Consider the following 24863-nt stretch of genomic DNA (forward strand, 5'->3'; position numbering starts at 1 on the left):
CCCGCGTCGCACGGCGGCGCGCGGGGCGTGAAAATGCGAACGGCGCCGGAACGCCGCCGCGAGCTTATCGTCGGACGTTATATTCGAGCTGATCCTGCGTCAGTTGGAAGCCGACGAGCAATTCGAAGCTCGAACGCTGCACGGCCGCGCGGACCTCGGGAAGGCTGAGCGGATCGACTGCTGCGTCCTGATCGCCCGCCTTGCGCTTGCGAGTGATGCGTTCCTGTATGTCGGCGGGCAATGTCGACGCCGCACGGTCGACATAGGCCGACGCCTGCCCCCGCCCGGTGCCGCGCACCTGTCCTTCGGCGAAATTCACGGTGACGTTACCGAGCCGCTTCGCAACGACAGCGGTGCCGCCCTGCAGGACGGTCGCATAATAGGGCAAGGTAACCGCGCGCGCCGGTCCGGCATCGCGGCGCGTAGCGACGACGTCGAAGCTGGCAAGCTGATAGACTTTTTCGCCCGTGTCGTTGCACTGCGGGGTGATGTTGGTAATCGCGGCAACCACATCGACGGCGCTGGCATCGCGGCTCGTCGCAGGGTCGAACAGCGTGATATCGCCTGTGTGGAGCGGGATCGCCACTGCCGGGCAAGCACTCCGCGTTGCAGTGATGCCGACGCCGCCCGCGAGATCGATTTCATTATCCTTCGCGCATCCCGCCACCGTCGCCATGGCTGCCGTGCCGCACAGCACGGTCAGAAACTTACGGGACGGAAACGAAATGGACATCATGATAAACGGGCTTTCCAAACAGGCGCTTTGACAGGCGTCGGGACAATTGATCCCGCTTCATGCGCGCCGCTTCTTATCGGTGCGATGAACGCGGCGCAACAAAGAGAACAAGAATGCGGGCGGGGACGAAGCGGCTTTACCCCGGATGGCTTGCTGCGCTAGAGCCCGCGCATCATGAACGCTCCCCATCCGATGACGCACGCAGAAGGCAGTGAAGCGGCAGAACTCAAGGTTTTGATCGCCGCGCCGCGAGGTTTTTGCGCCGGCGTTGACCGCGCGATCCGTATCGTCGAACTCGCGCTCCTGAAATATGGCGCGCCGGTCTATGTCCGGCACGAGATCGTCCACAATCGTTATGTCGTGGACTCGTTGAAGGCCATGGGTGCGATTTTCGTCGAATCGCTCGATCAGGTTCCCGATGGCGTGCCCGTCGTGTTCAGCGCGCACGGCGTGCCCAAAGCGGTCCCCGCAAAGGCCGAGATGCGGGGGCTCGACTATATCGACGCCACCTGCCCGCTTGTATCGAAAGTCCACCGTCAGGCCGAGCGCGTTTACGAGGCCGGACGGCATATCATTTTTGTGGGCCACGCCGGCCATCCGGAAGTCATTGGGACGCTCGGCCAGCTTCCCAAAGGCGCGATGACATTGGTCGAATCGGTCGATGACGTCGCCGCCCTGTCACCCGGCGATCCCGAGATGTTGTCCTTTCTGACGCAAACGACTCTGTCAGTCGACGATACGCGCGATATCATCGCTGCACTCCAGCACCGTTTTCCTGCAATCGCCGGGCCGCGCGGCGAGGACATCTGCTACGCGACGTCGAACCGACAGGACGCAGTGAAGGCCATCGCGGGACAGTGCGATCGCATGATCGTGATCGGCGCTCCCAACAGCTCGAACAGCCTGCGCCTCGTCGAGGTTGCCGAACGGCTCGGAACCCCGGCGCATCTCGTCCAGCGCGGTACTGACGTCGATCCGGCATGGCTTGAGGGCATCGGCACGCTTGGCATTACCGCGGGCGCGAGCGCGCCCGAAACGCTGGTTCGCGAAGTCATCGACGCCGTCGCCGCTGTCCGCTCGGTCGTCGAGGATGTCGTGGTCACCGCCGAAGAAAATATGGTCTTCAAACTGCCGCGCGGGCTCGAAGCTGCCTGATGGCTGTCTACACGCACGTCGAGCCCGACGATCTTGCAACGCTGGTGGCCCGGTATGACATCGGCACGGTCGTTTCGTGCAAAGGCATTGCCGAGGGTGTGGAGAACAGCAACTTCCTGCTCGAAACGACAGGTGGCCGCTTCATTCTGACGCTTTATGAAAAGCGGGTCAGCGAGGGCGACCTCCCCTTCTTTGTCGATCTGCTGAGCCATCTTGCCACCCAGAACTGCCCGGTCCCGGCGATGATCCGCGATCGGAGCGGTGCCGCAATCCAGCAGATATCGGGCCGCGCCGCGTGCGTGATCCAGTTCCTACCCGGTATTTCGCTGACCCAGCCGACCCCTTCTCAGTGCGAAGCGGCGGGTAAAGCGCTCGGCGCGATGCACCGCGCCCTCGAGGATTATTCGGGTGCGCGCGAGAACAGCATGGGCCATAGCCATTGGCGAAGCGTTGCCGAGGCGACCGGCGACCTCGACGTGGTGTTGCCCGGCCTCCAGTCGATCGTCGATGAAGAGCTCGCCTATCTCGATGCGCATTGGCCGCATGACCTGCCCATGCATGTCATTCACGCCGACCTGTTTCCCGACAATGTGTTGATGCTCGGCGACCGGGTCACCGGGCTGATCGACTTCTATTTCGCGGCGAGCGACTTTCGCGCCTATGACTTGGTCATTACGCACGCGTCCTGGGCCTTTTCCACCGACGGGAAATATTGTGACCCTGCCCGCGCCGAAGCGCTGATGCGCGGCTATACCCGCGAGATCACTTTATCTAATGCCGAGGTCGCCGCGCTGCCGCTGCTCGCGCGCGGCGCGTCGCTACGCTTCCTGCTGACGCGCGCGCATGATTGGGTTCATACCCCCGCCGACGCCCTTGTCACGCGCAAGGATCCCTCTCCGTTCCTCGCCCGGCTGCAACGTTATAGCGCCGCCGACGCCGCCGGCTTGTTCGCAGTCGGATGAGCGAGAGCATCGGCAAGACCGTGATCGTCGCCACCGACGGTGCGTGCAAGGGCAACCCGGGGCCCGGCGGATGGGGCGCAGTGCTACGGTGGGGGGATGTAGTGAAGACCCTCTCCGGCGGTGAGCCCGACACAACGAACAATCGCATGGAATTGCTGGCGGCGATCGAGGCACTTGCCGCTCTCAAGCGCAGTTGCAACGTCGAATTGTCGACCGACAGCGTCTATGTTCGCGACGGCATCACCAAATGGGTTTTCGGCTGGCAGAGGAATGGCTGGAAGACGGCGGCGAAAAAGCCGGTCGCCAACGCCGATCTGTGGCAGCGCCTCGTCAAGGAAAATGCCCGGCACAAGGTAGAATGGATTTGGGTGAAGGGCCATGCAGGCCACGGCGACAATGAACTCGCCGACCAACTCGCGAGCGATGCAGCCTTGAAAGTGGCGCGGGCACGCTAAGCGCCCGCGCGCTTCGGTCTTATTCGGTTTCGCGCACTTCTGCGGTCGGCCCATTCTTCAGGATCGACTCGATTGCGTTCTTCGCGGAAGCCTTGCTGCTATAGCCCTCGGTCCAGAAGATGGGTTCGCTATTATATTTGAAATAGGCGACAAATTCGCCGGCCTTGTTCTTCTTGATCTCGAAATAATGGGCCATACCATCCTCCACATGTCGGCGGCGCCCGGGGTGGCGCAGCCAAGCCTATGGTAATCCAGTCGTTTCGTCGCGCAAGCGGTCAGATCGCTCAGCGAAAGCGCGATGCTGCAAAAGGCGCAGGATCGACGCTGCCGATCGCACCGCCGGGCAGCGGCGCGCCCAACTCCGCCGCGAGGAGCGCGGCAATCGCTGGAGAGGTCTGGATGCCGACACCGCCCTGCCCTGCGCACCAGATAAAAGTGCTTTCATGTCGATCGGCGCCGAACACGGGGACGCGGTCGGGTGCGAAGCTGCGCAAGCCTGCCCATTTACGTTCGACGGCCGCGACCGGCCAATCGACCACCGACTGCATCCGGTCGATCGCCAGCGCTACATCGAGTTCTTCAGGCGCAGCATCGTGCGGAGCCGTCGGCGTCTCGTCATGGGGAGTCAGCCAGACGCGCCCCTCGCTCTGACCCTTGAAATAGAATTCGCCGCCAACGTGGACCACCAACGGGAAGTCGGCGGGAACCGGAACTCCCAGCCGGATTTGCATCACCGTCCGGCGATAGGGCTGGATGCCGACTGGCGCGATCCCACATGCCACAGCAACCTCGTCTGCCCATGCCCCGGCGGCGTTGACGATCAGCGCCGCATGGACCCGAGCGCCGCCCAGTTCGACCTCCCAGCCGGCGCTAACGCGGCGCGCGCGCCTCAAGGGCGCGCGCGTGACCAGCCTCGCGCCGGCCCGCTTCGCCGCGCGCAGATAGGCGGCATGGAGGCGGGCGACATCGATATCGCGGCAGGCGGATTCATAGGCGGCTTCGCTCCATTCGGGGCGAAGGCCCGGAATTCTGCCGGAGACCTCGGCACCCGACATCCGTACCACATCCACGCCTTGTGCTGCGAACTCGGCGACGAACGCGTCGACGGCCGCCGCGTCGGACTGCCGGCCCAGGGTCAAGGCTCCGCGCGGCGACAGGAAGCCCATATCCGAAAATTCGGGGTCGGGATTGTTCAGTGCTTCGAAGGACGCGTGGGTCAGCGGCTGCACCGCCACTCCGCCATAACTTTCGTGCCAGAAAGCGGCCGACCTGCCCGTCGCGTGGTAACCGGGGGCCTCCTCGGCCTCTACCAGCATGACTCGGCGAGAGGGCGCGAGCGCTGCCGCTAGGCTCGCGCCGGCGATCCCTGCGCCGACGATCAGCACATCGGTAGTGGAAGGCGGCGCGGCGGTCATGCCCGCCGCATATCGGTTGAACCGCGGAATGCAAGCAGCGCGTGCCAGCAGCATGGTTACTCTTTGGTAAGCCATGTTGCCTATGAGAAAGCCGATGGAAAGCGGCATGATCTCCCTGGGGCTGATGGTCCTGCTCGGCGCGCTGATGATCGCAGCAGCGATCAGCGACCTGCGGTCGCGCAGCATTTCGAACCAACTCAACGCAGCGATAGCGCTGCTTGCAATCCCTTTCTGGATCGCGACCGGCCTGGCCTTTTGGCCCGACGTTCCGATCCAGTTCGGCGCGGCATTCGCCATCTTCCTGATCTTTGCCGGACTGTTCGCTGTCGGCGCGATGGGTGGCGGCGATGTCAAAATGATCGGCGCGGTGATGCTTTGGATCCCGCTACCCCTATTCGTCCCAATGCTGACGATCATGGCGGTCGCCGGCGGCATCCTGTCGGCAGTGATGCTTATCCATATGAAATTGCGTCCTTCGGACAAGCCGGTCGAGGTCCCCTATGGGGTCGCCATCGCCGCAGCAGGCCTTTGGGCGCTTCACCAACAATATCTTAACCAGTTTCAGGTTATCGGATGACCTGAGGGAAAAGCACGACCGTCTCTGGTGGGTGCAGGAGGGCGACAAATCGTCATGGATACGCGAAAGATTATGCTGATCGTCGGCGCGCTGGTGATTGCCATCGGCGCGGCGTTCGGGGTCAACCAGATTATGCGCGGAGCGGCGGCGCCACAGGCCCGCGCGGCCGCGGCACCGGAGATTACCGGTCCGATGATCCTCGTTGCGACACGGCAGTTGCCCGTCGGTACGATCGTTGGCCCGGACAGCTTCCGCTTTCAGCCCTGGCCGAAGGAACTGGTCGAAAAGGCCTATTTCATGAAGGACAAGACCGACGTGAATACGCTGGTCGGGACCGTCGTGCGCTATCCAATCACGGCGGGCCAGCCCCTGACACAGGGCGCTCTGGTCCATCCCGACGACCGCGGCTTCCTCGCTGCGGCGCTTGGCCCGGGCATGCGTGCCGTCACGGTCAAGGTCAGCCAGGAACAAGGCGTCGCCGGGTTCGTTTTTCCGGGTGACCGCGTCGACGTGGTTCTCGCGCAGCGCATCTCGGTCGATTCGGAGAACTCGAGCTATCCAGACAAGGAATTGTTCACCGCCGAAACGATCGTCCGTAACGTCCGTATTCTGGCGACTGACCAGCGCTTTGATGCCGAAGACGAAACGGGGAAGACCCCGGTCCGCACCTTCGGTTCGGTGACTCTCGAAGCAACACCCGAAATCGCCGAAAAGATCGCCGTCGCGCAGGACATGGGCAAACTTTCGCTCGCGCTGCGTCCACTGGCCGAAAGCGCCGGCGAACTCGACGCGGCAATCGCGTCGGGCGAAGTCAATGTTCCGGCCACTGGCGGCGCTAATGCTGAACGGAAGATGCTGGCCGAAGCCGCTGCACGTCCGACCTCGAGCCGCTCGTCGGCGACGACCGGTGGCGACGTCTCGCGCTTCTGGATCCCGGTACGCGGCCGTGTGACGGCACCGCGGGCACCGCAGGCGTCAACGAACAACAGCGGTTCCACGCAATCCTATGGGGGGCGCCCCGTGTCCGTTCCGACCGGTCCGGTCGTGCGCGTGACCCGCGGCGACAAGATGACCGAAGTTCCGGTCGGGGGTAAGTAAGATGAACAGCACAGCCAAACTCAAGGCGGCGGCCATGGCCCGCACCCTGGCGATAGGCCTCGTCGCAGCCACTCTGGCAGCAGCTCCTTCGGCGCCCGTTATCGCACAGGCCGTCCAGAACGCGAGCAGCAGCATCGAACTATCGGTGGGCCGCGGCCGGCTGGTCAGCCTTCCCGCCTCGATGTCCGACGTCTTTGTCGCCAATGACGAAGTCGCCGACGTCCAGGTGCGTTCGGGTCGCCAGCTCTACATCTTTGGCAAAAAGCCCGGAGAAACCAGCATCTATGCCACCGATGCCAGCGGCCGCGTCGTTTTCTCGACCGTCGCCCGCGTCGGCAACAACATCGAGACGATCGATCAGATGCTTTCGCTCGCGATGCCGGACGCCAGTATTTCGGCGAACCCGATGAACGGCTTCGTGCTGCTCACGGGAACGGTGAAATCGCCTGACGATGCCGCCGAAGCCGAACGGCTGGTACAGGCTTTTGTCGGCGAAGAGACCAAGGTTCTATCGCGTCTTCGCACGGCGACACCGCTGCAAGTCAATCTGCAGGTCCGGATCGCCGAAGTAAACCGCTCGCTGGTCAAGGAAATCAGCGGCAACGTCCTGACCCGCGATTCGACGGGCGGCTTCTTGGCCGGAGTCTTCGGTGGCCGGAACCCCGGCACGATTACGCCGGTCCCTGCGCCGACGGCGGTGTTCCCCGGTAGCCCCGTGCCCCGCCCGTACGATCCCGTCACAGGCCAGCCGATCAATTCGCCGTACCTTGGCACTCAATATCAGGTCACGACGCCGACGGGTACGCGCAGCCTCGCGGGCGCTGGCCGCCTGTTCGGTCTCGATCTGATCGCTTCGCTCGATATCGGCGAACGCTCGGGTCTGGTCGCTACGCTGGCGCAGCCAAATTTGACCGCCATTTCGGGCGAAACCGCTGACTTCCTGGCAGGCGGCGAGTTTCCCGTGCCGATCCCGGGCAATTTCGCCGGGACGACAATCGAATATCGCAAATATGGTGTCAGCCTGGCTTATACGCCGACGGTGTTGTCCAACGGCCGGATCAGCCTGCGTGTCCGCCCCGAAGTGTCGGAACTGTCGACCGAGGGCGCGATCGAAATGCAGGGCTTTCAGGTTCCGGCTCTCACGATCCGCCGCGCCGAAACTACGGTCGAGCTGGGCTCGGGCGAGAGTTTCATGATCGCGGGGCTGCTAAACAACCGGTCTATCGGTGCCATCGACAAGCTTCCCGGCCTCGGCGATGTCCCGGTGCTCGGCATGCTGTTCAAATCGGACAGCTTCCGCCGTGGCGAAACCGAACTCGTCATCGTCGTGACGCCGTATCTGGTCCAGCCGGTGTCCGCAAATGACATCAAGCTTCCCACCGATGCCTATCAGGACCCGAACGATCTTCAGCGCCTCCTGCTCAACCAGACCAGCAATGGCGTAACTGGCGGCGACCGCCCCAAACCGCGGCTCGATACCAGCGTCGGCGATGCCGATCGTCCGCGGGGCAGCGGCGACGCGTCGCCCGGTTTCAGCATCAAGTGACGCGCCGGATTTCAGGAGCAAAGTGATGAAAAAAATCGCAACTTGGACGGTTCTGGCTGTGGCCACGTCGCTCGCCGGCTGTACCGGTGCCGCCAATAGCAACCACAGTCTGGACTCGGTGCACCAGCCGGTCGTGCGCAACAGCATCTATCAGTTTGATGTTGCGGCGGCCAACGGCGAACTGCCTCCGAGCGAACAGGGTCGCCTGCAGGGCTGGCTCGACGCGATGGGAGTTCGCTACGGCGACCGCGTCGCACTTGAGGACCCGTCGCTCTATGGTTCAAGCGCTGCACAGGCGACGGTCCGTGCGATGGTCGAGCGCCGCGGATTGCTGCTCAGCACCGACGTTCCAGTCACGACCGGAGCCGTGCCCGACGGCCACATGCGCATCGTCGTGACGCGGGCATCGGCATCGGTACCTGGCTGTCCCAACTGGGAGAGCAAGTCGTCGATCAATCCGACCAATTCGACATCGTCGAACTATGGCTGCGCGACGAACAGCAATCTTGCTGCGATGGTCGCCGATCCGAACGACCTGATCAAGGGCGCCAGCAATACCGGCAGCGACCCGGCCGCGGCAACGCGCGCGATCCAGACCTATCGTACCAAACCCCAGACCGGTGCCGGCGAACTGACCAAGGCACCCACCAGCGGAGGCAGCCAGTGAACGCTCCTTTCAAATCAGCAGGATTGCGCGATCCGTTTAATGCCTTCGTCTGCGATGACGATACGCTCGAGCTGATCCGCGCCGCGGCCAACGACATGGGCTGGCCGATCGAAAAGTGTAACAAGGGCGGCCTGCGCAATGCGGTGCAATCGCTGTCGGTGTCGGCCAGCCCGAACATCCTGTTTGTCGACATGTCTGAATCAGGCGACCCGATCAACGACATCAATGCGCTGGCGGAGGTCTGCGAGCCGGGCACCGTCGTGATTGCCGCGGGTCAGGTCAACGACGTTCGGCTGTACCGCGATCTGCTGTCCAGCGGCATCCAGGATTATCTCCTGAAGCCGCTTTCGCTCGAACAGGTCCGCGAATCGCTCACGATGGCGCAAGCCATGCTGTCGGCGCCGAAACATGCCGATATGCACGACGACAAGCCGCATCACATGATGGGTGTTGTCGGCGTTCGCGGCGGTGTCGGCGCGTCGCTCGTCGCGACTTCGCTTGCGTGGGCGATCAGCGAGCAGGCTGGCCGTCAGACCGCGCTGCTCGATCTCGACGTTCATTTCGGCACGGGCGCACTGACGCTCGATCTCGAACCGGGCCGCGGCCTGATCGATGCGATCGACAACCCCAGCCGTATCGACGGGCTTTTCATCGAGCGCGCGATGGTGCGCGCATCGGACAAGCTCAGCCTGTTGTCGGCGGAAGCGCCGATCCATCAGCCGGTGATGACCGATGGCTCTGCCTTTTTCCAGCTGGAAGAGGAACTTCGCTCGGCATTCGAGATGACGATCGTCGACATTCCGCGACAGGTACTGATCCCCTTCCCGCACCTTGTGTCTGAAGCCGGCACGATCCTGCTCGTTAGCGACGTTACGCTTGCCGCGGCGCGCGACACGATCCGGCTCTTGTCCTGGTTCAAGCAGAATATTCCGGGCGCGCGTGTCGTCTTGGTCGCGAACAAGTTTCAGAACGCCATCGGCGAACTGTCGCGCAAGGAATTTGAATCTTCGATCGAACGTCCGATCGACATCGTCATTCCATTCGACCCCAAGCTGGTCGCCCAGTCGGCAAAGCTCGGCAAATCCTATGCTGAAACCTGCAAAGGCACGAAGGCGGCGCAGGTATGGAACAATCTGATGCGCATCATCCTCGAAGGCGCTGATGTCGAAGCCGAGGAAGCGCAGATTGTCGCGGCGAAGGGCAAATCGGGCGGTTCGCTGCTCGGCAAGCTCGGGCTGACGAAAAAGGGCGTGAAACAAGCGGCGTGATGGCGGCCCCCGGGCCGTCGCCACGTCCAGCGATAGAAGCGGGCATCAGCTGACCATGAATCTGCCAGTCATCCTTATCATCGCAGGGGCCTTCCTGGCTTTTGCCCTCCTCGTGTTCCTGCTCGGCGGACCGTCGTCCGGAAAGGCGAAGACGCGGCGGCTGGCGATGGTCAAGGACCGTCACGCGAACTCGACCGAAGCCGTAGTTGCGGCCCAGATGCGCAAAACGATTCAGTCAGGACGCAAGGGTGATTCATCGCTGACCGCGCTGCTTCCCCGTCGCGACGAGTTGGAGAAGCGGATACGCAGGACCGGCAAGAGCTGGACCCTCACGCAATATATGTTCGCGTCGATGATCGTGTTCGTCGTGGTAACCGGCGCCATGCTCATCGTTCGCGCGCCAATTCTGATGGCCGGGCTGGTCGGCTTGTTCCTCGCGCTCGGCTTGCCCTATTTTGTTGTCGGATCAGCGATCAAGCGGCGCATCGCCAAATTCAACGCCCGCTTTCCTGACGCGATCGACCTTCTGGTACGCGGGCTGAAGTCGGGTTTGCCGGTCACCGAAACCTTCCAGGTCGTCAGCCACGAACTACCCGGCCCCGTCGGCGAGGAGTTCAAGGGCATCATTGAACGCATCCGCATCGGCAACACTATGGAAGCGGCATTGCAGGAATCGGCCGATATGCTCGGCACTCCAGAATTCCAGTTCTTTTGCATCACGATCCAGATTCAGCGCGAAACCGGCGGCAATCTGGCCGAAACGCTGGCCAATCTGTCCGACGTTCTGCGCAAGCGCGCGCAGATGAAGCTGAAAATTCGTGCGATGTCGTCGGAAGCGAAGGCTTCCGCCTATATCGTCGGCTCGTTGCCCTTCTTCGTCTTCGGCGTCGTCTGGTCGATGAACCCCAGCTATCTGGGAGGCTTCTTCTACGAAGAGCGCCTCATCATCGCCGGGTTGGGTGGTCTCATCTGGATGAGCATTGGCGCCGGCATCATGGCCAAAATGGTCAACTTTGAAATCTGAGGGGGCATAGAAATGAACAGCAGCCTCCTACTTAGTTCGGCCTTTTCAGGCGCGCAGGCGGGTCCGAAAATTCTGGGCATCGACGTCGTATGGGCGGGTACCATGCTCGCGGCCGTCGGCGTATTTGCGGTCCTTTTCGCGATTTACAACGCGCTAACCGTTCGCAATCCGATGACCAAGCGGGTCAAGGCCCTCAACGATCGTCGCGAACAGTTGAAGGCAGGTATCACCGCCTCGACCGCGAAGCGTCGTGCTCGGCTGGTTCGCAAGAACCAGACGGCCGATCGGATGCGTACCTTCCTCGACAGGCTTCAGGTGTTGCAGGATGGGCAGATAAAAGAGGTCCAGCAAAAGCTGGCGCAGGCCGGTATCCGGTCGAAGGATCTCGCCGTGGCGGTAATTTTTGGCCGCATGGTCCTCCCGATCCTGTTCGGTGGGCTCGCCGTCTTGCTGATCTACTGGGTCGACATGTGGCCCGATCTGACGCCGTTCAAACGCTCAATGTCCACCATGGGTGCATTGATCATTGGCTACAAGGCGCCCGATCTGTTCGTCAACAATATGCGCCAGAAGCGCACCGACGCGATCCGTAAAGGTCTTCCCGATGCGCTCGATCTACTCGTCATCTGCGCCGAGGCCGGCTTGACCGTCGACTCCGCCTTTGCCCGCGTCTCGAAGGAACTGGGCCGCGCTTATCCCGAACTCGGCGAAGAATTCGCTCTGACGTCGATTGAACTCGGCTTCTTGACCGAGCGCCGTCAGGCCTTCGAAAACTTCGCTTACCGCGTGAATCTGGAGTCGGTGAAGGGCGTGGTCACGACGATGATCCAGACCGAAAAATACGGCACGCCGCTTGCGAGCGCGCTTCGCGTTCTGTCGGCCGAATTCCGGAATGAACGCATGATGCGCGCTGAGGAAAAGGCAGCTCGTTTGCCCGCAATCATGACCGTGCCGCTCATTCTGTTCATCCTGCCGGTGCTGTTCATCGTCATTCTCGGCCCAGCAGCATGTTCGCTGAGCGACGCGATGTCCGGCGGCAGCTTCGGCTAAACAAGCGGTAGCGCGAGTAAGATCGGGAGAGGGCGGAAGCAATTCCGCCCTCTCTTGCTATCAGCCGACGCGCTGCTCGATCGCGCCGAAGATGCTGTGATGGCGGTCGTCGTCCATCCAGATGCGAACCGTGTCGCCCTGCTGCATGAACGGCGTCTTCGGCTCGCCCTGCTGGATCGTTTCCACCGTCCGCACTTCGGCCAGGCAGCTATAGCCCAGGCCGCCCGCGGCGATCGGCCTGCCCGGCCCGCCATCGGCGTCGCGATTCGACACCGTGCCCGATCCGATGATCGTGCCGGCGCCCAGATCGCGTGTCTTCGCCGCATGGGCGATCAGCGCCCCAAAATCGAAAGTCATGTCGACCCCCGCATCGGCGCGCCCCAGCGGCTGGCCGTTGAGATCAACCGACAGCGTGCCGTGCAGCTTGCCATCCTTCCAGCGTTCACCAAGCGCGTCGGGTGTAACGAACACCGGCGACATCGCGCTCGACGGCTTCGACTGGAAAAAGCCGAAACCCTTGGCGAGCTCCGCCGGGATCAGCCCACGGAGCGATACGTCGTTGGTCAGCCCGACGAGCAGTATCGTGTCGCGCGCCGCAATCGCGTCAATGCCTTTGGGAACGTCCCCGGTGACGACGACGACCTCGGCCTCCATGTCGCAGCCCCAGGCCGGATCGCCGAGCGGGATCGGGTCGCGAGGTCCCAGGAACGCGTCGCTTCCGCCCTGATACATCAGCGGATCGTGCCAGAAGCTGTCGGGCATTTCGGCCCCGCGCGCCTGCCGCACCAGCGCGACATGGTTCACATAAGCGCTGCCGTCCGCCCATTGATAGGCGCGCGGCAGCGGCGATGCGGCGTCATGCTCATGAAACCGATCCTTCGGGATCGCATCATGGTTGAGATCCTCGGCCAGCGACGCAAGCCGGGGTGCGGCATAGGCCCAATTGTCCAGCGCCGCCTGCATCGTCGGCACGATCTGGCCCGCATCGGCATACCAGGCGAGATCGTCCGAAACGACGACCAAGCGACCGTCGCGACCCTGTTTGAGCGAAGCTAGTTTCACAGAAATTCCTTTGGCTGGCGGCGCGGCTGAACCGACATCGCCTCAAAGGAACGAAAATCAGCGCGTCGTCGTGATCGATGCGAAACAGGTAAAGCCGCTCTGCCCCGCCTGCAAGCGCCGGATATATTGAAGATAGGCCTGCGACTGGTTGTAGGTCGTGCCCGGCAGCGTCTGTCCACGGAAGGCGCGCTTCACTTCCTCGCCTGTAAACGGGCGAGGCGAGCCCGGAAAGGCGCCCTTGGTGCCCGGCGGAACCAGCTTGCCCGCCGTATCGATATATTTGCCGGCGCCGGTCGGCCCCGGAACGGGGATCTCACAGTTCATTACAGACACCGCAGTCTGCGCAAAGGCGGGGCGGATCGTCAGTGCGGCCGACACACCCATCGCGCCGAGCGCCAGCATTCTTCGCCGCGAAGGAATAGCCTCGTCCGCCCCTGCGGGATTTTCGTCGGGAATGTCGCCGTTTTCCATGCCGCGCGCATAACCTAATGAGCCGTCAAGGAAAAGCAAAAGACGGCCCGCCCCCTCGCCCTTCCCGCTTTGGGACATTCGCCGAGGGGACGTTAATTACCGTAAACATCCTTGCGCTCGATCCCCGCTTCGTGCGAGGCGCAGCGACGATGTTCGATCGCCTTTCCAGCCTGGTCATCGCTTTGACGCTGGTCGCCATCGCGGCGATCTTTGCCACGCTGGCCGGGGGCGATCCGCTGTCGATTGCGATCATGGTGCTTGCGGGTTTTCTCGCCGCGGCGACGGTCTACAGCGCGCTACCCATGTCCTTGCCAGCCACGAAGGACGTCGGCGCCGTAGCTGCCGTCGCCCCGCCGATCTCGTTGCTCCGCCACCCCGATTTTGCCCATTGGGTCGATCAGGAAAAAGAGCCCCTGATCGGAACCGCCGACAATATTGTGACCATCGCCAACGACGCGGCGATCCGGTTGCTTGGCCGGCATATTGTCGGGGCGGATGTCCGCACCGCGATCCGCCATCCCGCGGCAACCGACTGGCTGTCGCAAATCGACGCGAACCTGCCGCTCGAAACGGTCAATCTGATCGACTTTCCGCGCCCCGGCCAACGCTGGACGATGCGGATCGCTGCATTGTCGGGCAGCGAGAATATCATCTTCCTGTCCGACCGTTCGGCCATCGACGCTGCCGACCGGATGCGATCCGATTTTGTCGCCAATGCCAGCCACGAACTCAGGACCCCGCTGGCGGCAATCCTGGGCTATGTCGAAACCTTGCAGGACATGAACGGCGACACCGATGCGCCGACCCGAAGCCGCTTCCTTTCGATCATCCACCGCGAGGCTGGACGGATGCAACAATTGGTGATCGACCTTCTCTCGATCTCACGCGTCGAGGCCGACCGTTTTCGGCGCCCAACGGCGCAGGTCGATCTTGCTGCGATCGTCCGGACGACCATCGCGCAGTTGCGCGACAGCGAACAGGCGCGCGCGAAAGACATCGTTGCAAGCCTGGGCGACGAACCGCAACCAATGTTCGGCGACGAAGCGCAGTTGGGGCAGCTCGCGCACAATATCATTTCGAACGCGATGAAATATGGCCACGCTGGAACGCCCGTGACGGTCGAACTGGCGCGCGAAGGCCGCCGCGTCCGACTGTCGGTCAGCGACGAGGGCGACGGCATCGCGCCCGATCATCTGCCGCGCCTGACCGAACGCTTCTATCGTGTCGACGAAGCGCGCAGCCGCTCGGTCGGCGGTACCGGCCTCGGCCTCGCGATCGTCAAGCACATCAGCGAGCGTCATCAGGGGCAGCTTGATATCGCGAGCGAGCTTGGCAAGGGAACACGGGTTTCGGTGGCATTTCCGCTGGCGGGTCAGGCGTAGACAATCAGCCATTTATCGCAATAGCGCATGCCCGCATCACTGGCTGCGCGGTGCATTGTTTGGCAGCTCAATGACCTAACCCCGGATCGACGATCCTAGTCGATCCCATCCAACAGCTCGCCCAGCCTCCCGAACATCTCGTCGATCTGGCTTTTTTCGACGATCAGCGGCGGCGACAGCGCAATGATGTCGCCGGTCGCGCGTACCAGCAGGCCATTGTCGAAACACGCATGGAACAATTCCATCGCGCGTGCGGTGGCAGCGCCCGGGCGCGGTTCGAGTTCGATCCCGGCGACAAGACCGATCGTGCGAATGTCGATGACATGGCGCGCACCCTTCAGGTTGTGCGCGGCATCTTCCCAATAGCCTGACAGTTCGCCCGCACGGTCGAACAGTCCGTCCCGGGCATAGAGGTCGAGCGTTGCAAGACCGGCGGCGCTCGCCAGCGGATGCCCCGAATAGGTATAGCCGTGAAACAGCTCGATCCCGCCCGGCACGCTGTCGATCACCGCATCGTGAAGTTCGCGCTTCACCGCCACCGCACCCATCGGCACCGCGGCATTGGTGAGGCCCTTGGCCATCGTGATGATATCGGGAGTCACGCCCCATTGTTCTGCCGCCGTTGCTCCGCCGACGCGGCCGAAAGCGGTGATCACCTCGTCGAAGATCAGGATGATGCCATGCCGGTCGCAAATGTCGCGCAGGCGCTGGAGATAGCCGACTGGCGGGACGAGCACGCCGGTCGAGCCCGCCATCGGCTCGACGATCACTGCCGCGATCGTATCGGCGCCGTGCAGGTCGACGAGGCGCTGGAGATCGTCGGCAAGTTCGGCTCCATGTTGCGGGAACCCGCGGGTGAAGGCGTTGCGTTCGATGTCGTGCGTATGGCGGATATGATCGACGCCGGGCAATCCCCCGCCAAAGGCGCGGCGATTGTTCACGAGGCCGCCAACGCTGATCCCACCAAAGCCGGTGCCATGATAGCCGCGCTCACGCCCTATCAGCCGCGTCCGCGTGCCCTGTCCCTTCGCGCGCTGGATATTGAGCGCAATCTTGAGCGCGGTATCGACCGACTCCGACCCGCTGTTGGTGAAAAAGATGCGGTCGAGCCCCGCTGGCATCAGGGCGGCGAGCCGCTCCGCCAGTTCGAACGGAAGCGGATGCCCGAGCTGGAAGGTTGGCGCGAAATCGAGGGTCGCCGCGGCGTTGGCGATCGCCTCGGTAATCTCGGGTCGGCAATGGCCTGCGTTGCTGCACCAAAGGCCTGAAGTTCCGTCGAGCACATCGCGCCCGTCCGACGACTGGTAATACATCCCGCTCGCAGAGACGAGCTGGCGCGGGTGCGCCTTGTACGAACGATTGGCGGTAAAGGGCATCCAGAAGGAAGCCAGCCGGTCATTGTCGCCCCTCATCACCATCGTCTCCTTGCTGCGCACACGGGATAGCGTCGGCGCGTCGTCCTACTTGGAGAAAAGGCCGACGCCGGGTCAAGCCCGTGATACCAGGATGGCCGCCTGCCCTTTTCGCGCAAGCAAAGAATCGGGCATGTAATCATGCCGGAAATGGCCGAATAGCTGCCCCCACTGGCGCTCGTGGAAAGCTTGCGATACGCTACCCTCTCCACAACGGGCCGACTCCTCGGCCCAATCGGGGGCTCATGTCAGTCAATCTGGAACAATGGATCAGCGACCATAAAATCGACGAAGTCGAATGTATCGTTCCCGACATCAACGGGGTTCAGCGCGGCAAGGTGCTGCCGGCCAAGAAGTTCCTCTCCTCCGTCAAGGACAAGTCGCTGCGCATTCCGGGCAGTGTCTTCATATGCACGATCGACGGCCATTATCCCGAGGATATTGATGATATCTGGGACAAGGATCCCGACAAGATATTGATCGCCGACCCCAGCACGATCTGCGTCGCACCCGGCTTCACCTCGCCGACCGCCTTCGTGATCGCCGACGCGTTCAACGGAGATGGGAGCGAGGTCGACATCGCGCCGCGGACGATCCTTAAGAAGGTCCTCGGGCTTTATGCCGAAAAGGGCTGGAAACCGATCATCGCGCCCGAGGTCGAATTCTACCTCGTCTCGCAGAACGCCGACCCCGACTTTCCGCTGACCCCGCCCGTCGGCCAGTCAGGACGCAGCGAGACGGCAAGCCAGCCCTATGGGCTGGAGGCGATGAACGAATATGAGGATATCATCGATCATATCTATGACGATTGCGAGCTGATGGGGCTCGATATCGATACGATGATCCATGAAATGGGCGCCGCGCAACTCGAGGTGAATTTCGAGCATGGCGACCCGCTGCGGCTCGCCGACGAAGTGTTCCTCTTCAAGCGCGTCGTGCGCAATGTTGCGAAACAGCACAGCGTCTACGCAACCTTCATGGCGAATCCGATGGCGGGTCAGCCGGGCAGCGCGATGCACATTCACCAGTCGGTGGTCGATGCAGGGTCGGGCAAGAATCTGTTTTCGACCGCCAACGGCCGCGATAGCGCGATGTTCCGCAGCTATATCGCGGGACTGGTGCGCTACATGCCGCAAATCTCGCCGCTGTGGGCACCCAATGTGAACAGTTTTCGCCGCATGCGCCCCGACAGCGCAGCGCCGATCAACGTTCAGTGGGGCGAGGACAACAGGTCGTGCGGGTTCCGCGTGCCGATCTCGGACAAGAACAACCGCCGCGTCGAAAACCGCCTGCCGGGCGCCGACAGCAATCCCTATCTCGCAATCGCTGCCTCGCTGATCTGCGGCTATATCGGGATGGTCGACCGGATGGTCCCCGCAAAGCCGATCACCGGCAGCGCGTACAACCGCGCACGCACCCTTCCCCGTACGCTGGAGGCGGCGCTCGACCGTTTCGCCTCGTGCAAGAAGGTGCGCAATTTGCTCGGCGATGATTTCTTCGAAATCTTCTTCGCGGTGAAGGATCATGAACTGTTCAACTATCAGTCGGTGGTATCGAGCTGGGAACGCGAACATCTGTTGATGCGGGTCTGACCCGCGCTGCGACTATGACCGATCCGCTTGCGAACAGCTATTATGCCGCGACCGTCCATCCGTGGCGATCCTCCTATGAAATTGATCGGGATCTGTCGTTCGACGTGGCGGTGATCGGCGGCGGCTTTACCGGCCTATCGGCGGCGCTCGCCTGCGCCGAGCGAGGCTTTTCGGTGATCCTGATCGAACGCGAGCATATCGGCTTCGGCGCGTCGGGCCGTAACGGCGGGCAGCTCATTCCGGGGCTTCGCTGGACCGCCTCCGAACTGGAAGACGAGTTCGGACGCGAGCGCGCCGACGCCCTGTTCGACCTGTGCTGGCGCGAAAACCGTGTAAAATCGCGGATCGCGAAACATGGCATCGACTGCGATCTGAAGGCCGGTCATCTGGAGGCGGCGTGGACGCCGAAGGATTTCGCTACGATGCAGCGTGAAGCCGAATATCTCGCCAACCGCTTCGACTATCGGAGCGCGGTCGTCGAGAAGCACGCCATGAGCGACCATATCGCCAGCCCGCTCTATCATGGCGGCATCCACGATCCGCAGGGCGGTCATTTCCACCCGCTGAACTACGCCATCGGCCTAGCCCGTGCAGCCGAAGCCGCCGGGGTCCGCATCTGGGAGGGTGAGCGCGTTCGCCAGATCACCGACAATCCCGAAGGGCCGGGCGTGATGACCGACCGCGCGCATGTCGGCGCGCGCTATGTCATCGACGCGACTGATAGTTGGATCGGCGAAGTCGAGCCCGACCTCGGCCGCTACACCGTGCCGATCATGAATTATAACGTAGCGACCGCGCCGCTGCCGAACGCCGACGAACTGCTCCCGACCGACGCCGCGGTCGCCGACAGCCGCTTCGTGCTCAATTATTTCCGCCTCTCGGCCGACAAACGCCTGATCTTTGGCGGCGGTGAAAGCTATTCGCAGGTGCCGCCGCGCGACATCGCGGCGTTCGTAAGACCTTATATGGCAAAGGTGTTCCCACAGATCGCCGACGCGAAGATCGACTATGGCTGGGGCGGCGTCGTCGCGGTGACGCTGAACCGGCTGCCGCATATCGGACGGCGCGGGAACATCTTCCACGCGCACGGCTTTTCGGGTCATGGAGCATTGGTGACAACCATCGCGGGCGAGCTGGTTGCCGAGGCTGTGGCAGGCACCGCCGAACGCTTCGACATTCTCGCAAATCTGCCATCGCAGCCCTTTCCCGGCGGCAAGTGGCTGCGCCGCCCGCTCGCGACGCTCGGGCTGCTCTATTACGCCATGAAGGACAAGCTCGGGTGATCGCCGACGCGGCCATCGCCCGCGTCGCGGCAATCGAGGCCGAACGCTTCCGCGCTGCCAACCCGCGCGCTTTCGCGCACCATGCCGCGGCCACGGGATGGTTCCAATCGGTTCCCTTCCACTGGATGAAGGATTGGCCGAGCCCGGTGCCGATCGTCGCCGCATCGGCAAAACATGCTACGCTCACCAGCATCGACGGACAGGACTACGACGACTTCTGCCTCGGCGATACCGCCAGCCTTTTCGGTCATTCACCGCCTGCTCTCGCGGCCGCACTGATGAGGCAGGCTACCGAAGGGCTAAGCTACATGCTCCCGACGGAGCGGGGGGCGGCACTGTCCGAAAAGCTCGCCGCGATGTTCGGTCTACCGCAATGGCAGGTCACTACGACCGCCAGCGAAGCAAACCGTGCGGTGATCCGCTGGTGCCGCGGGATCAGCGGGCGGCGCAAGATCCTGACCTTCAACGGGGCCTATCATGGCGCTGTTGACGATGCCTTCGTCGATCTGAAGGCCGGAACGCCGATGATGCGTGCCAGCCTGATCGGACAGGTCCACGACCTTCGCGACACGACGACCGTGATCGAATTCAACGACGAACATGCGCTTGCGTCGGCTCTTCGCGGCGGAGACATCGCCTGTGTCCTCGCCGAACCGGTGATGACCAATGTGGGCATGGTGCGCGACGCGCCGGGCTTTCTCTCGACTCTGCGTAAATTGTGCGATGAAACAGGCACGTTGCTCATATTCGACGAAACGCACACAATCTCGTCGGGCCATGGTGGCCATGGCGCCGTGCATGGTCCGAAACCCGACTTGATGGTCGTCGGCAAGTCGATCGGCGGCGGCGTGCCGTGCGCGGTCTATGGATTTTCGGCAGAGGTCGCCGAACGCATGGCGGCGCTCAACGCCGCGAGACCCGCCGGGCACAGCGGTATCGGCACCACCCTATCCGCCAACGCGCTCGCCATTACCGCGATGGATGCGATGCTGTCGGACGTCATCACGCCCACCGCCTACGACCAGATGCTGCGCGGCGCGGCACGCCTCGTCGCCGGGCTCGAACAGGAAATCGCCGCCGCCGACCTTGACTGGCATGTCACACAGGTCGGCGCCCGCGTCGAATTCCTGACCTGCCTCACCCCACCCCACAATGGCAGCGAGGCAAAGACGGCCATGCATCCCGAGTTGGAGGCGGCGACCCACCTCTTTCTCGCCAATCGCGGGATTTTGCTGGCGCCGTTTCACAATATGATGTTGGTGAGCCCGGTTACCGGCGACGATCAGATCGACCGGTTGGTTGGCGCCTTCGCCGACTGCGTGCGAGCATTGAAGGAGTAGAGGGGCGATGTCGAAGTCATCGGGCGTGATCGCGCCACGGTCGGAAGCCGAAGCCTTTTTCAAGGCCAATCCCGACGTCGATTCTATCGAGATGATCTACACCGACTTCGGCGGCGTGCCTCGCGGCAAGCGGCTCCGCCAGCATGAGGTGCTGGCCGTTTATGAAAGTGGCCGCATGTTCCCCGGCTCGATTACAGTCGTCGACATTACCGGTCAGGACACGGTCGAAACGGGCCTCGTCTGGGAAGATGGCGACGCCGACCGATCGATGAAGCCGATCCCCGGCACGCTCGTCCGCACGCCGTGGGGCGGCGACCATGCCGCGCAATTCCTCGTCGATTTCTACGAACTCGATGGGACGCCGCACGACCTCGACCCTCGCCATGTGCTGGGGGGTGTGATCGACCGTTTCACCGCCGACGGGCTGACTCCGGTTCTTGCGGTCGAGCTCGAATTCTATCTCGTCGACCCGCGCCGCGCGCGCGACGGCAAGGTTCGCCCTGCCCGCCCGGCCTACAGCCGCGACACGCCGCGTAATGTCGAGGTTTATGGCCTCCGCGAACTCGACGATTTCCGGCCTTTCTTCGACGCGCTTTATGCCGCGACCGACATTCAGGACCTGCCGCTCGAAAGCGCAATATCCGAATTCGCGCCCGGCCAGTTCGAACTGACGTTGCGCCACAAGCCCGATGCGCTGCGCGCCTGCGACGACGCAATCATGTACAAGCGCCTCGTCAAGGCGATTGCGCAGCAGCAGGGACTAGAGGCGACCTTCATGGCCAAGCCCTTCGCCGATCAGGCAGGCAGCGGCATGCACATTCACGTCTCGGTCAACGACGACAAGGGCGCAAACATCTTTGCGAGCGAAGACCCCGAGGGCACCCCCGCGTTACGCCACGCGATCGGCGGGATGATCGGCAGTGTCGGCGATGGTTTCGCGCTCTTTGCGCCGCATGCGAACAGCTATCGCCGTTTCAAGGCGAACAGCTACGCCCCCGTGGCACCGACCTGGGGCGTGAACAACCGCACGGTCTCGTTCCGCATCCCCGTCGGCCCGCCGCCGAGCCGGCATGTCGAGCATCGCGCGTGCGGTGCCGACGCCAATCCCTATCTTGCGGTCGCCGCCGTCCTCGCGGGCATGCATCATGGCATGACGAACAAGACCGACCCGGGCGCGGCGGTCGTCGGCAACGGTTATGATCGCGACAATTCGGGCGACGACAAGCCGCCCTCCAACTGGTTCGCCGCGGTCGACCGCTTCCACGCATCGAAGCTGATGCGCGCCTATCTCGGCGACCGCTTCGTCGACATGTTCAGCATCGTCAAGCGGGTCGAACAGGACAATTATTTCAGCGTCGTTCCGACGCTTGATTACGACTGGTACCTGCGCAACGCATGAAAGTTTCAAATATTCTTGGTGCAGCGCAAAAAAGCTCTTTCCAAGCCGACTTTATTGAGTCAGCTTGACGTCACAAACAGGGAGGCTGCACATGGATCCGATTGAACTGATCAAGCAAACCCGGGGACGCCGTTCGCTGCTCCAGGCGATGGGGGTCGCGGCCATCGGGATCAGTTTCGGCGGGCTCGCCGCATGCAGCAAGGGCGAAGGCAAGAAGCTCGCGAACGGCGAGGAAGCCAAGCTGAACTTCTATAATTGGGACACCTATATCGGCGAGAATACGCTCGACAATTTCAAGGAAACGACGGGCGTCGACGTTACGATGGACCTGTTCGACAGCAACGACGTGCTGTTTGCGAAGTTCAAGGCCGGCAATCCCGGCTACGACGTGATTGTGCCGTCGAACGACTTTGTCGAGCGGATGAGCAAGGCCGGCATGTTGATGCCGCTCGACCATGCGCAAATTCCGAACAAGAAGAATATCGATCCGGCCTATATCAACGTCGAATATGACCTGCAGCGCAAGTTTTCGATGCCCTATACCTGGCTCGCGCTCGGCATCGGCTTTCGCAAATCGAAAGTGTCGGCGCGGCCCGATAGTTGGAAAGTCCTGTTCGACAGCCCCGAATATGCGGGCCGCATCGCCTGGCTGTCGGAGGCCGGCGACATGTTCCGCCTTTACGGCAAATATCTGGGCAAATCGGTCAACGCGCTGACCCCCGCGGACATCGCAACGATCGAAAAGATGATGATCAAGCAAAAGCCCAATGTGAAGAAATTCCACGAGGATGACGGGCAGGACCTGTTGCTGAAGGGCGACGTCGACGTGGTGCTCGAATATAATGGCGACATCGCGCAGGCGATGACCGAGGACAACGACATCGACTTCGTCGTGCCGAAGGAAGGCAGCCAGCTCAATTCGGATAATCTGTGCATCCCCAAGGGCGCACCGCACCCGAAAAATGCCCACGCCTTCATCAACTATATCCTCGATGCCAACGTCGACAAGGAAATCACCGAGACGATTCTCTATCCGACACCCAACGCGGCGGCGAAGGCGCTGATGCCGGACAGCTACAAGAATAACCCGGTCATCTTCCCGCCCGCCGAGGTGCTGGCGAAATGCGAATATGCGCGCTTCAATCCCGAGTTGCAGCCGCTTTACGAAGAAGCCTTCACACGGGTGCGGGCGGCCTAAGGGTCTGAAGGGGGCATCGGGGGGTGGCCGAACAGGATTGGAAAACGAACAAGAGGGTTTTTGCAGCGGTATCGCTGCCGACGCTCTTCTGGGTCATCGTCTTCTTCCTGGTCCCCATGGCGATCGTCTGGCTTTACAGCTTCGGCGAGAACAAGGGCCTCACCGAGATCGAATTTTCGGGCACGCTCGAAAATTACAAGCGCGCGACCGAATGGCTCTACCTCACCATTTTCGGCAAAAGCTTCGCCGTCGCGGCGCTCGTCACGTTGATCTGCCTGATCATCGGCTTCCCCGTCGCGATGGCGGTCACCTTTGCCAGCGAGAAATGGCGACCGTGGCTGCTGCTCGGCATCATGCTGCCCTTCTGGACCAACCTCCTCATCCGCACCTATGCGCTGATGATGCTGCTCGGCACTCAGGGCTTCGCGAACAAGGGCCTCGGCGCGCTGTGGGAGGGAACGAGCTGGATCAAGACGCTCGTCGGGCTGCAACCGCTCCCGACATGGGAACCGGTGCAACTGCTCTTCAATAATTTCGCGGTCGTCTTCGGCCTCGTCTATGTCCACCTGCCTTTCATGGTGCTCCCGCTTTACGCGGCGCTCGACCGCCTCGACCGCAGCCTGATCGAGGCGAGCCTCGATCTTGGCGCCGGGCATTTCCGCACGATCATGCGCATCGTCGTTCCGCTCGCGGCACCGGGCATCATCGCTGGGGTAATGATCACGCTGATCCCCGCGCTCGGCGCCTATCTGACGCCCGATCTGATGGGTGGGACCGACAGCCAGATGATCGCCAACGTGATCGAGCGCCAGTTCAAGAAAGCGAATGACTGGCCCTTCGGCGCCGCCCTCTCCTTCCTGCTCATCTATGCGATGTTCGCGCTGATTGCGATCCAGTCGATGCGCAGAAAAGTGCCGGAGGTCCGCTGATGGCCCTCTTCGCCCGCACCCCGATCGCACCGCTCGAATATAGCCGCACCCTCTGGATGCGCTTGTGGGTCGGCGCTGTGATGGTCTTCCTTTACGCGCCGCTCGTCGTGCTGATGATCTTCAGCTTCAACGACAGCAAGCGTAACGTCGTGTGGCGTGGTTTCACCACCAAATATTATGAGAAAGCGCTTGGCAACGACCAACTGGTCGAGGCGCTGATCAATTCGCTGACGATCGCGGCGCTCGCGACGATCGTCAGCCTTGTGCTCGGCGCGGTCGCAGCGGTTATGCTTTGGCGCTTCCGTTTCCCGTTGAAAGGCGCGATCGACGGCACGATCTCGCTGCCGATCATCGTTCCCGAAATCTGCCTCGGAGTCGCTTTCCTGATGTTCTTCGCCGCGGTCAACTGGCCGACGGACTTGATCTGGCCGTTCAACCTCGGCGCGATCACGATCGCACATATCACCTTCTGCTTTCCCTTCGTGACGATGGTCGTGCGCTCGCGCCTCGCAACCTTCAACCGTGAGCAGGAGGAAGCGGCAAAGGATCTGGGCGCCAGCGAGTGGCAAGTGTTCCGCGACGTGCTGATCCCGCACATCAAACCCGCACTTGTCGCGGGCGCGCTCCTCTCCTTCACGCTCAGCCTCGACGATTTCGTCATCACCTATTTCACCAGCGGTCCCGACACGATCACCTTCCCGGTGAAAGTCTATTCGATGGTCCGCTTCTCGGTGACGCCAGAGGTCAACGCGGCCTCGACCCTGCTCATCATCCTGACCGTCGCCCTGACATTCATCGCGCTCAAGCTCCAGGGCGTGAAAGCCATTGCGGAAACCCATTGA

At 62.4% G+C, this 24863-nt stretch carries 24 protein-coding genes; 18 read left to right on the forward strand and 6 right to left on the reverse strand.

From position 1 onward, the window contains the following. Positions 1-64: 64 nt before the first annotated feature. Positions 65-736, reverse strand: a complete 672-nt coding sequence (locus tag SC1_RS10075) for a hypothetical protein (RefSeq protein WP_062180890.1) — start codon at positions 734-736, stop codon at positions 65-67. A gap of 192 nt (positions 737-928) precedes the next feature. Between SC1_RS10075 and ispH the strand changes: the two genes are divergently transcribed. Genes ispH through rnhA form a run of 3 tightly spaced genes read left to right on the forward strand, consistent with a single transcriptional unit; the run spans position 929 to position 3308 of the window. Next, complete coding sequence (gene ispH, locus SC1_RS10080; protein ID WP_062180893.1) at positions 929-1891, forward strand: 4-hydroxy-3-methylbut-2-enyl diphosphate reductase; 963 nt, start codon at positions 929-931, stop codon at positions 1889-1891. Beyond that, positions 1891-2853: a homoserine kinase gene (gene thrB / locus SC1_RS10085; RefSeq protein ID WP_062180896.1), complete on the forward strand. Its 963-nt coding sequence runs from the start codon at positions 1891-1893 to the stop codon at positions 2851-2853. The genes ispH and thrB overlap by 1 nt, the downstream gene beginning before the upstream one ends. Beyond that, the gene (gene rnhA, locus SC1_RS10090; RefSeq protein ID WP_062180899.1) at positions 2850-3308 is read left to right on the forward strand and encodes a ribonuclease HI; all 459 of its coding nucleotides are present in this window, start codon (positions 2850-2852) and stop codon (positions 3306-3308) included. Before thrB ends, rnhA begins: the two co-directional genes overlap by 4 nt. Before the next feature lie 19 nt (positions 3309-3327). Here the strand turns inward: rnhA and SC1_RS21580 are convergent, their stop codons facing one another. Both SC1_RS21580 and SC1_RS10095 read right to left on the reverse strand, forming a co-directional pair. Further along, entirely contained in the window at positions 3328-3504 is a 177-nt protein-coding gene (locus tag SC1_RS21580) for a DUF1508 domain-containing protein (RefSeq protein ID WP_083435781.1), read from the reverse strand. Positions 3505-3592: 88 nt separating this feature from the next. Beyond that, positions 3593-4723 (reverse strand): FAD-binding oxidoreductase, encoded by a 1131-nt coding sequence (locus SC1_RS10095; RefSeq protein ID WP_062183916.1) that lies wholly within the window; start codon positions 4721-4723, stop codon positions 3593-3595. Positions 4724-4829: 106 nt separating this feature from the next. Here SC1_RS10095 and SC1_RS10100 point away from each other — a divergent pair, with 106 nt between their 5' ends. Genes SC1_RS10100 through SC1_RS10130 form a run of 7 tightly spaced genes read left to right on the forward strand, consistent with a single transcriptional unit; the run spans position 4830 to position 11953 of the window. Next, complete coding sequence (locus SC1_RS10100; RefSeq protein ID WP_238586648.1) at positions 4830-5300, forward strand: prepilin peptidase; 471 nt, start codon at positions 4830-4832, stop codon at positions 5298-5300. A 54-nt stretch (positions 5301-5354) separates the two neighbouring features. Continuing rightward, positions 5355-6398 carry a Flp pilus assembly protein CpaB gene (cpaB, locus tag SC1_RS10105; protein WP_062180905.1) on the forward strand — a complete coding sequence of 348 codons (1044 nt, stop codon included), beginning with the start codon at positions 5355-5357 and terminating at the stop codon, positions 6396-6398. 1 nt (position 6399) lies between these two features. After that, on the forward strand, positions 6400-7944 hold the full coding sequence (locus tag SC1_RS10110; RefSeq protein ID WP_062180908.1) for a type II and III secretion system protein family protein: 1545 nt from the start codon (positions 6400-6402) through the stop codon (positions 7942-7944). A 25-nt stretch (positions 7945-7969) separates the two neighbouring features. Beyond that, entirely contained in the window at positions 7970-8611 is a 642-nt protein-coding gene (locus SC1_RS10115; RefSeq protein WP_062180912.1) for a CpaD family pilus assembly protein, read from the forward strand. After that, a complete protein-coding gene (locus SC1_RS10120) occupies positions 8608-9879 on the forward strand; it encodes a pilus assembly protein CpaE (protein ID WP_062180915.1) in 1272 nt (423 codons plus the stop codon). The genes SC1_RS10115 and SC1_RS10120 overlap by 4 nt, the downstream gene beginning before the upstream one ends. Positions 9880-9934: 55 nt before the next feature. Further along, positions 9935-10903, forward strand: a complete 969-nt coding sequence (locus tag SC1_RS10125) for a type II secretion system F family protein (RefSeq protein WP_062180918.1) — start codon at positions 9935-9937, stop codon at positions 10901-10903. 12 nt (positions 10904-10915) lie between these two features. After that, a complete protein-coding gene (locus SC1_RS10130; protein ID WP_062180921.1) occupies positions 10916-11953 on the forward strand; it encodes a type II secretion system F family protein in 1038 nt (345 codons plus the stop codon). Positions 11954-12013: 60 nt separating this feature from the next. On the opposite strand, the gene SC1_RS10135 is transcribed toward SC1_RS10130, so the two are convergent. Beyond that, the gene (locus SC1_RS10135; protein ID WP_062180924.1) at positions 12014-13015 is read right to left on the reverse strand and encodes a fumarylacetoacetate hydrolase family protein; all 1002 of its coding nucleotides are present in this window, start codon (positions 13013-13015) and stop codon (positions 12014-12016) included. A 57-nt stretch (positions 13016-13072) separates the two neighbouring features. Then, positions 13073-13486 carry a hypothetical protein gene (locus tag SC1_RS10140; protein ID WP_062180928.1) on the reverse strand — a complete coding sequence of 138 codons (414 nt, stop codon included), beginning with the start codon at positions 13484-13486 and terminating at the stop codon, positions 13073-13075. Positions 13487-13635: 149 nt separating this feature from the next. Here SC1_RS10140 and SC1_RS10145 point away from each other — a divergent pair, with 149 nt between their 5' ends. Continuing rightward, positions 13636-14868 carry a cell wall metabolism sensor histidine kinase WalK gene (locus tag SC1_RS10145; RefSeq protein WP_062180931.1) on the forward strand — a complete coding sequence of 411 codons (1233 nt, stop codon included), beginning with the start codon at positions 13636-13638 and terminating at the stop codon, positions 14866-14868. A 95-nt stretch (positions 14869-14963) separates the two neighbouring features. Here SC1_RS10145 and SC1_RS10150 read toward each other — a convergent pair whose 3' ends face one another. Beyond that, positions 14964-16286: an aspartate aminotransferase family protein gene (locus SC1_RS10150; RefSeq protein WP_062183919.1), complete on the reverse strand. Its 1323-nt coding sequence runs from the start codon at positions 16284-16286 to the stop codon at positions 14964-14966. 239 nt (positions 16287-16525) lie between these two features. Here SC1_RS10150 and SC1_RS10155 point away from each other — a divergent pair, with 239 nt between their 5' ends. From SC1_RS10155 to SC1_RS10185, 7 genes are all read left to right on the forward strand, one after another. Continuing rightward, positions 16526-17872 (forward strand): glutamine synthetase family protein, encoded by a 1347-nt coding sequence (locus SC1_RS10155; protein WP_062180934.1) that lies wholly within the window; start codon positions 16526-16528, stop codon positions 17870-17872. A 14-nt stretch (positions 17873-17886) separates the two neighbouring features. Next, complete coding sequence (locus tag SC1_RS10160) at positions 17887-19155, forward strand: FAD-binding oxidoreductase (protein WP_062180941.1); 1269 nt, start codon at positions 17887-17889, stop codon at positions 19153-19155. Next, positions 19152-20495, forward strand: coding sequence for an aspartate aminotransferase family protein (locus SC1_RS10165; RefSeq protein ID WP_062180944.1), 1344 nt, complete (start codon positions 19152-19154; stop codon positions 20493-20495). The genes SC1_RS10160 and SC1_RS10165 overlap by 4 nt, the downstream gene beginning before the upstream one ends. 7 nt (positions 20496-20502) lie before the next feature. Then, on the forward strand, positions 20503-21894 hold the full coding sequence (locus tag SC1_RS10170) for a glutamine synthetase family protein (protein WP_062180947.1): 1392 nt from the start codon (positions 20503-20505) through the stop codon (positions 21892-21894). 91 nt (positions 21895-21985) lie between these two features. Further along, positions 21986-23092 carry a PotD/PotF family extracellular solute-binding protein gene (locus SC1_RS10175; protein ID WP_062180951.1) on the forward strand — a complete coding sequence of 369 codons (1107 nt, stop codon included), beginning with the start codon at positions 21986-21988 and terminating at the stop codon, positions 23090-23092. 23 nt (positions 23093-23115) lie between these two features. Beyond that, positions 23116-24021 (forward strand): ABC transporter permease, encoded by a 906-nt coding sequence (locus SC1_RS10180; protein WP_062180954.1) that lies wholly within the window; start codon positions 23116-23118, stop codon positions 24019-24021. Beyond that, complete coding sequence (locus SC1_RS10185) at positions 24021-24863, forward strand: ABC transporter permease (RefSeq protein ID WP_062180957.1); 843 nt, start codon at positions 24021-24023, stop codon at positions 24861-24863. The genes SC1_RS10180 and SC1_RS10185 overlap by 1 nt, the downstream gene beginning before the upstream one ends.

This window comes from Sphingopyxis sp. C-1 (genome assembly GCF_001047015.1).
GTDB lineage: Bacteria > Pseudomonadota > Alphaproteobacteria > Sphingomonadales > Sphingomonadaceae > Sphingopyxis.

Coding starts and splice junctions, on each gene's coding strand:
- SC1_RS10095 (WP_062183916.1), bottom strand. CDS start 4,723: ATGACCGCCGCGCCGCCTTCCACTACCGATGTGCTGATCGTCGGCGCA.
- thrB (WP_062180896.1), top strand. CDS start 1,891: ATGGCTGTCTACACGCACGTCGAGCCCGACGATCTTGCAACGCTGGTG.
- ispH (WP_062180893.1), top strand. CDS start 929: ATGACGCACGCAGAAGGCAGTGAAGCGGCAGAACTCAAGGTTTTGATC.
- SC1_RS10160 (WP_062180941.1), top strand. CDS start 17,887: ATGACCGATCCGCTTGCGAACAGCTATTATGCCGCGACCGTCCATCCG.
- SC1_RS10140 (WP_062180928.1), bottom strand. CDS start 13,486: ATGGAAAACGGCGACATTCCCGACGAAAATCCCGCAGGGGCGGACGAG.
- SC1_RS21580 (WP_083435781.1), bottom strand. CDS start 3,504: ATGGCCCATTATTTCGAGATCAAGAAGAACAAGGCCGGCGAATTTGTC.
- SC1_RS10130 (WP_062180921.1), top strand. CDS start 10,916: ATGAACAGCAGCCTCCTACTTAGTTCGGCCTTTTCAGGCGCGCAGGCG.
- SC1_RS10155 (WP_062180934.1), top strand. CDS start 16,526: ATGTCAGTCAATCTGGAACAATGGATCAGCGACCATAAAATCGACGAA.
- SC1_RS10110 (WP_062180908.1), top strand. CDS start 6,400: ATGAACAGCACAGCCAAACTCAAGGCGGCGGCCATGGCCCGCACCCTG.
- SC1_RS10170 (WP_062180947.1), top strand. CDS start 20,503: ATGTCGAAGTCATCGGGCGTGATCGCGCCACGGTCGGAAGCCGAAGCC.
- SC1_RS10125 (WP_062180918.1), top strand. CDS start 9,935: ATGAATCTGCCAGTCATCCTTATCATCGCAGGGGCCTTCCTGGCTTTT.
- rnhA (WP_062180899.1), top strand. CDS start 2,850: ATGAGCGAGAGCATCGGCAAGACCGTGATCGTCGCCACCGACGGTGCG.
- SC1_RS10175 (WP_062180951.1), top strand. CDS start 21,986: ATGGATCCGATTGAACTGATCAAGCAAACCCGGGGACGCCGTTCGCTG.
- SC1_RS10145 (WP_062180931.1), top strand. CDS start 13,636: ATGTTCGATCGCCTTTCCAGCCTGGTCATCGCTTTGACGCTGGTCGCC.
- SC1_RS10185 (WP_062180957.1), top strand. CDS start 24,021: ATGGCCCTCTTCGCCCGCACCCCGATCGCACCGCTCGAATATAGCCGC.
- SC1_RS10075 (WP_062180890.1), bottom strand. CDS start 736: ATGATGTCCATTTCGTTTCCGTCCCGTAAGTTTCTGACCGTGCTGTGC.
- SC1_RS10100 (WP_238586648.1), top strand. CDS start 4,830: ATGATCTCCCTGGGGCTGATGGTCCTGCTCGGCGCGCTGATGATCGCA.
- cpaB (WP_062180905.1), top strand. CDS start 5,355: ATGGATACGCGAAAGATTATGCTGATCGTCGGCGCGCTGGTGATTGCC.
- SC1_RS10115 (WP_062180912.1), top strand. CDS start 7,970: ATGAAAAAAATCGCAACTTGGACGGTTCTGGCTGTGGCCACGTCGCTC.
- SC1_RS10150 (WP_062183919.1), bottom strand. CDS start 16,286: ATGGTGATGAGGGGCGACAATGACCGGCTGGCTTCCTTCTGGATGCCC.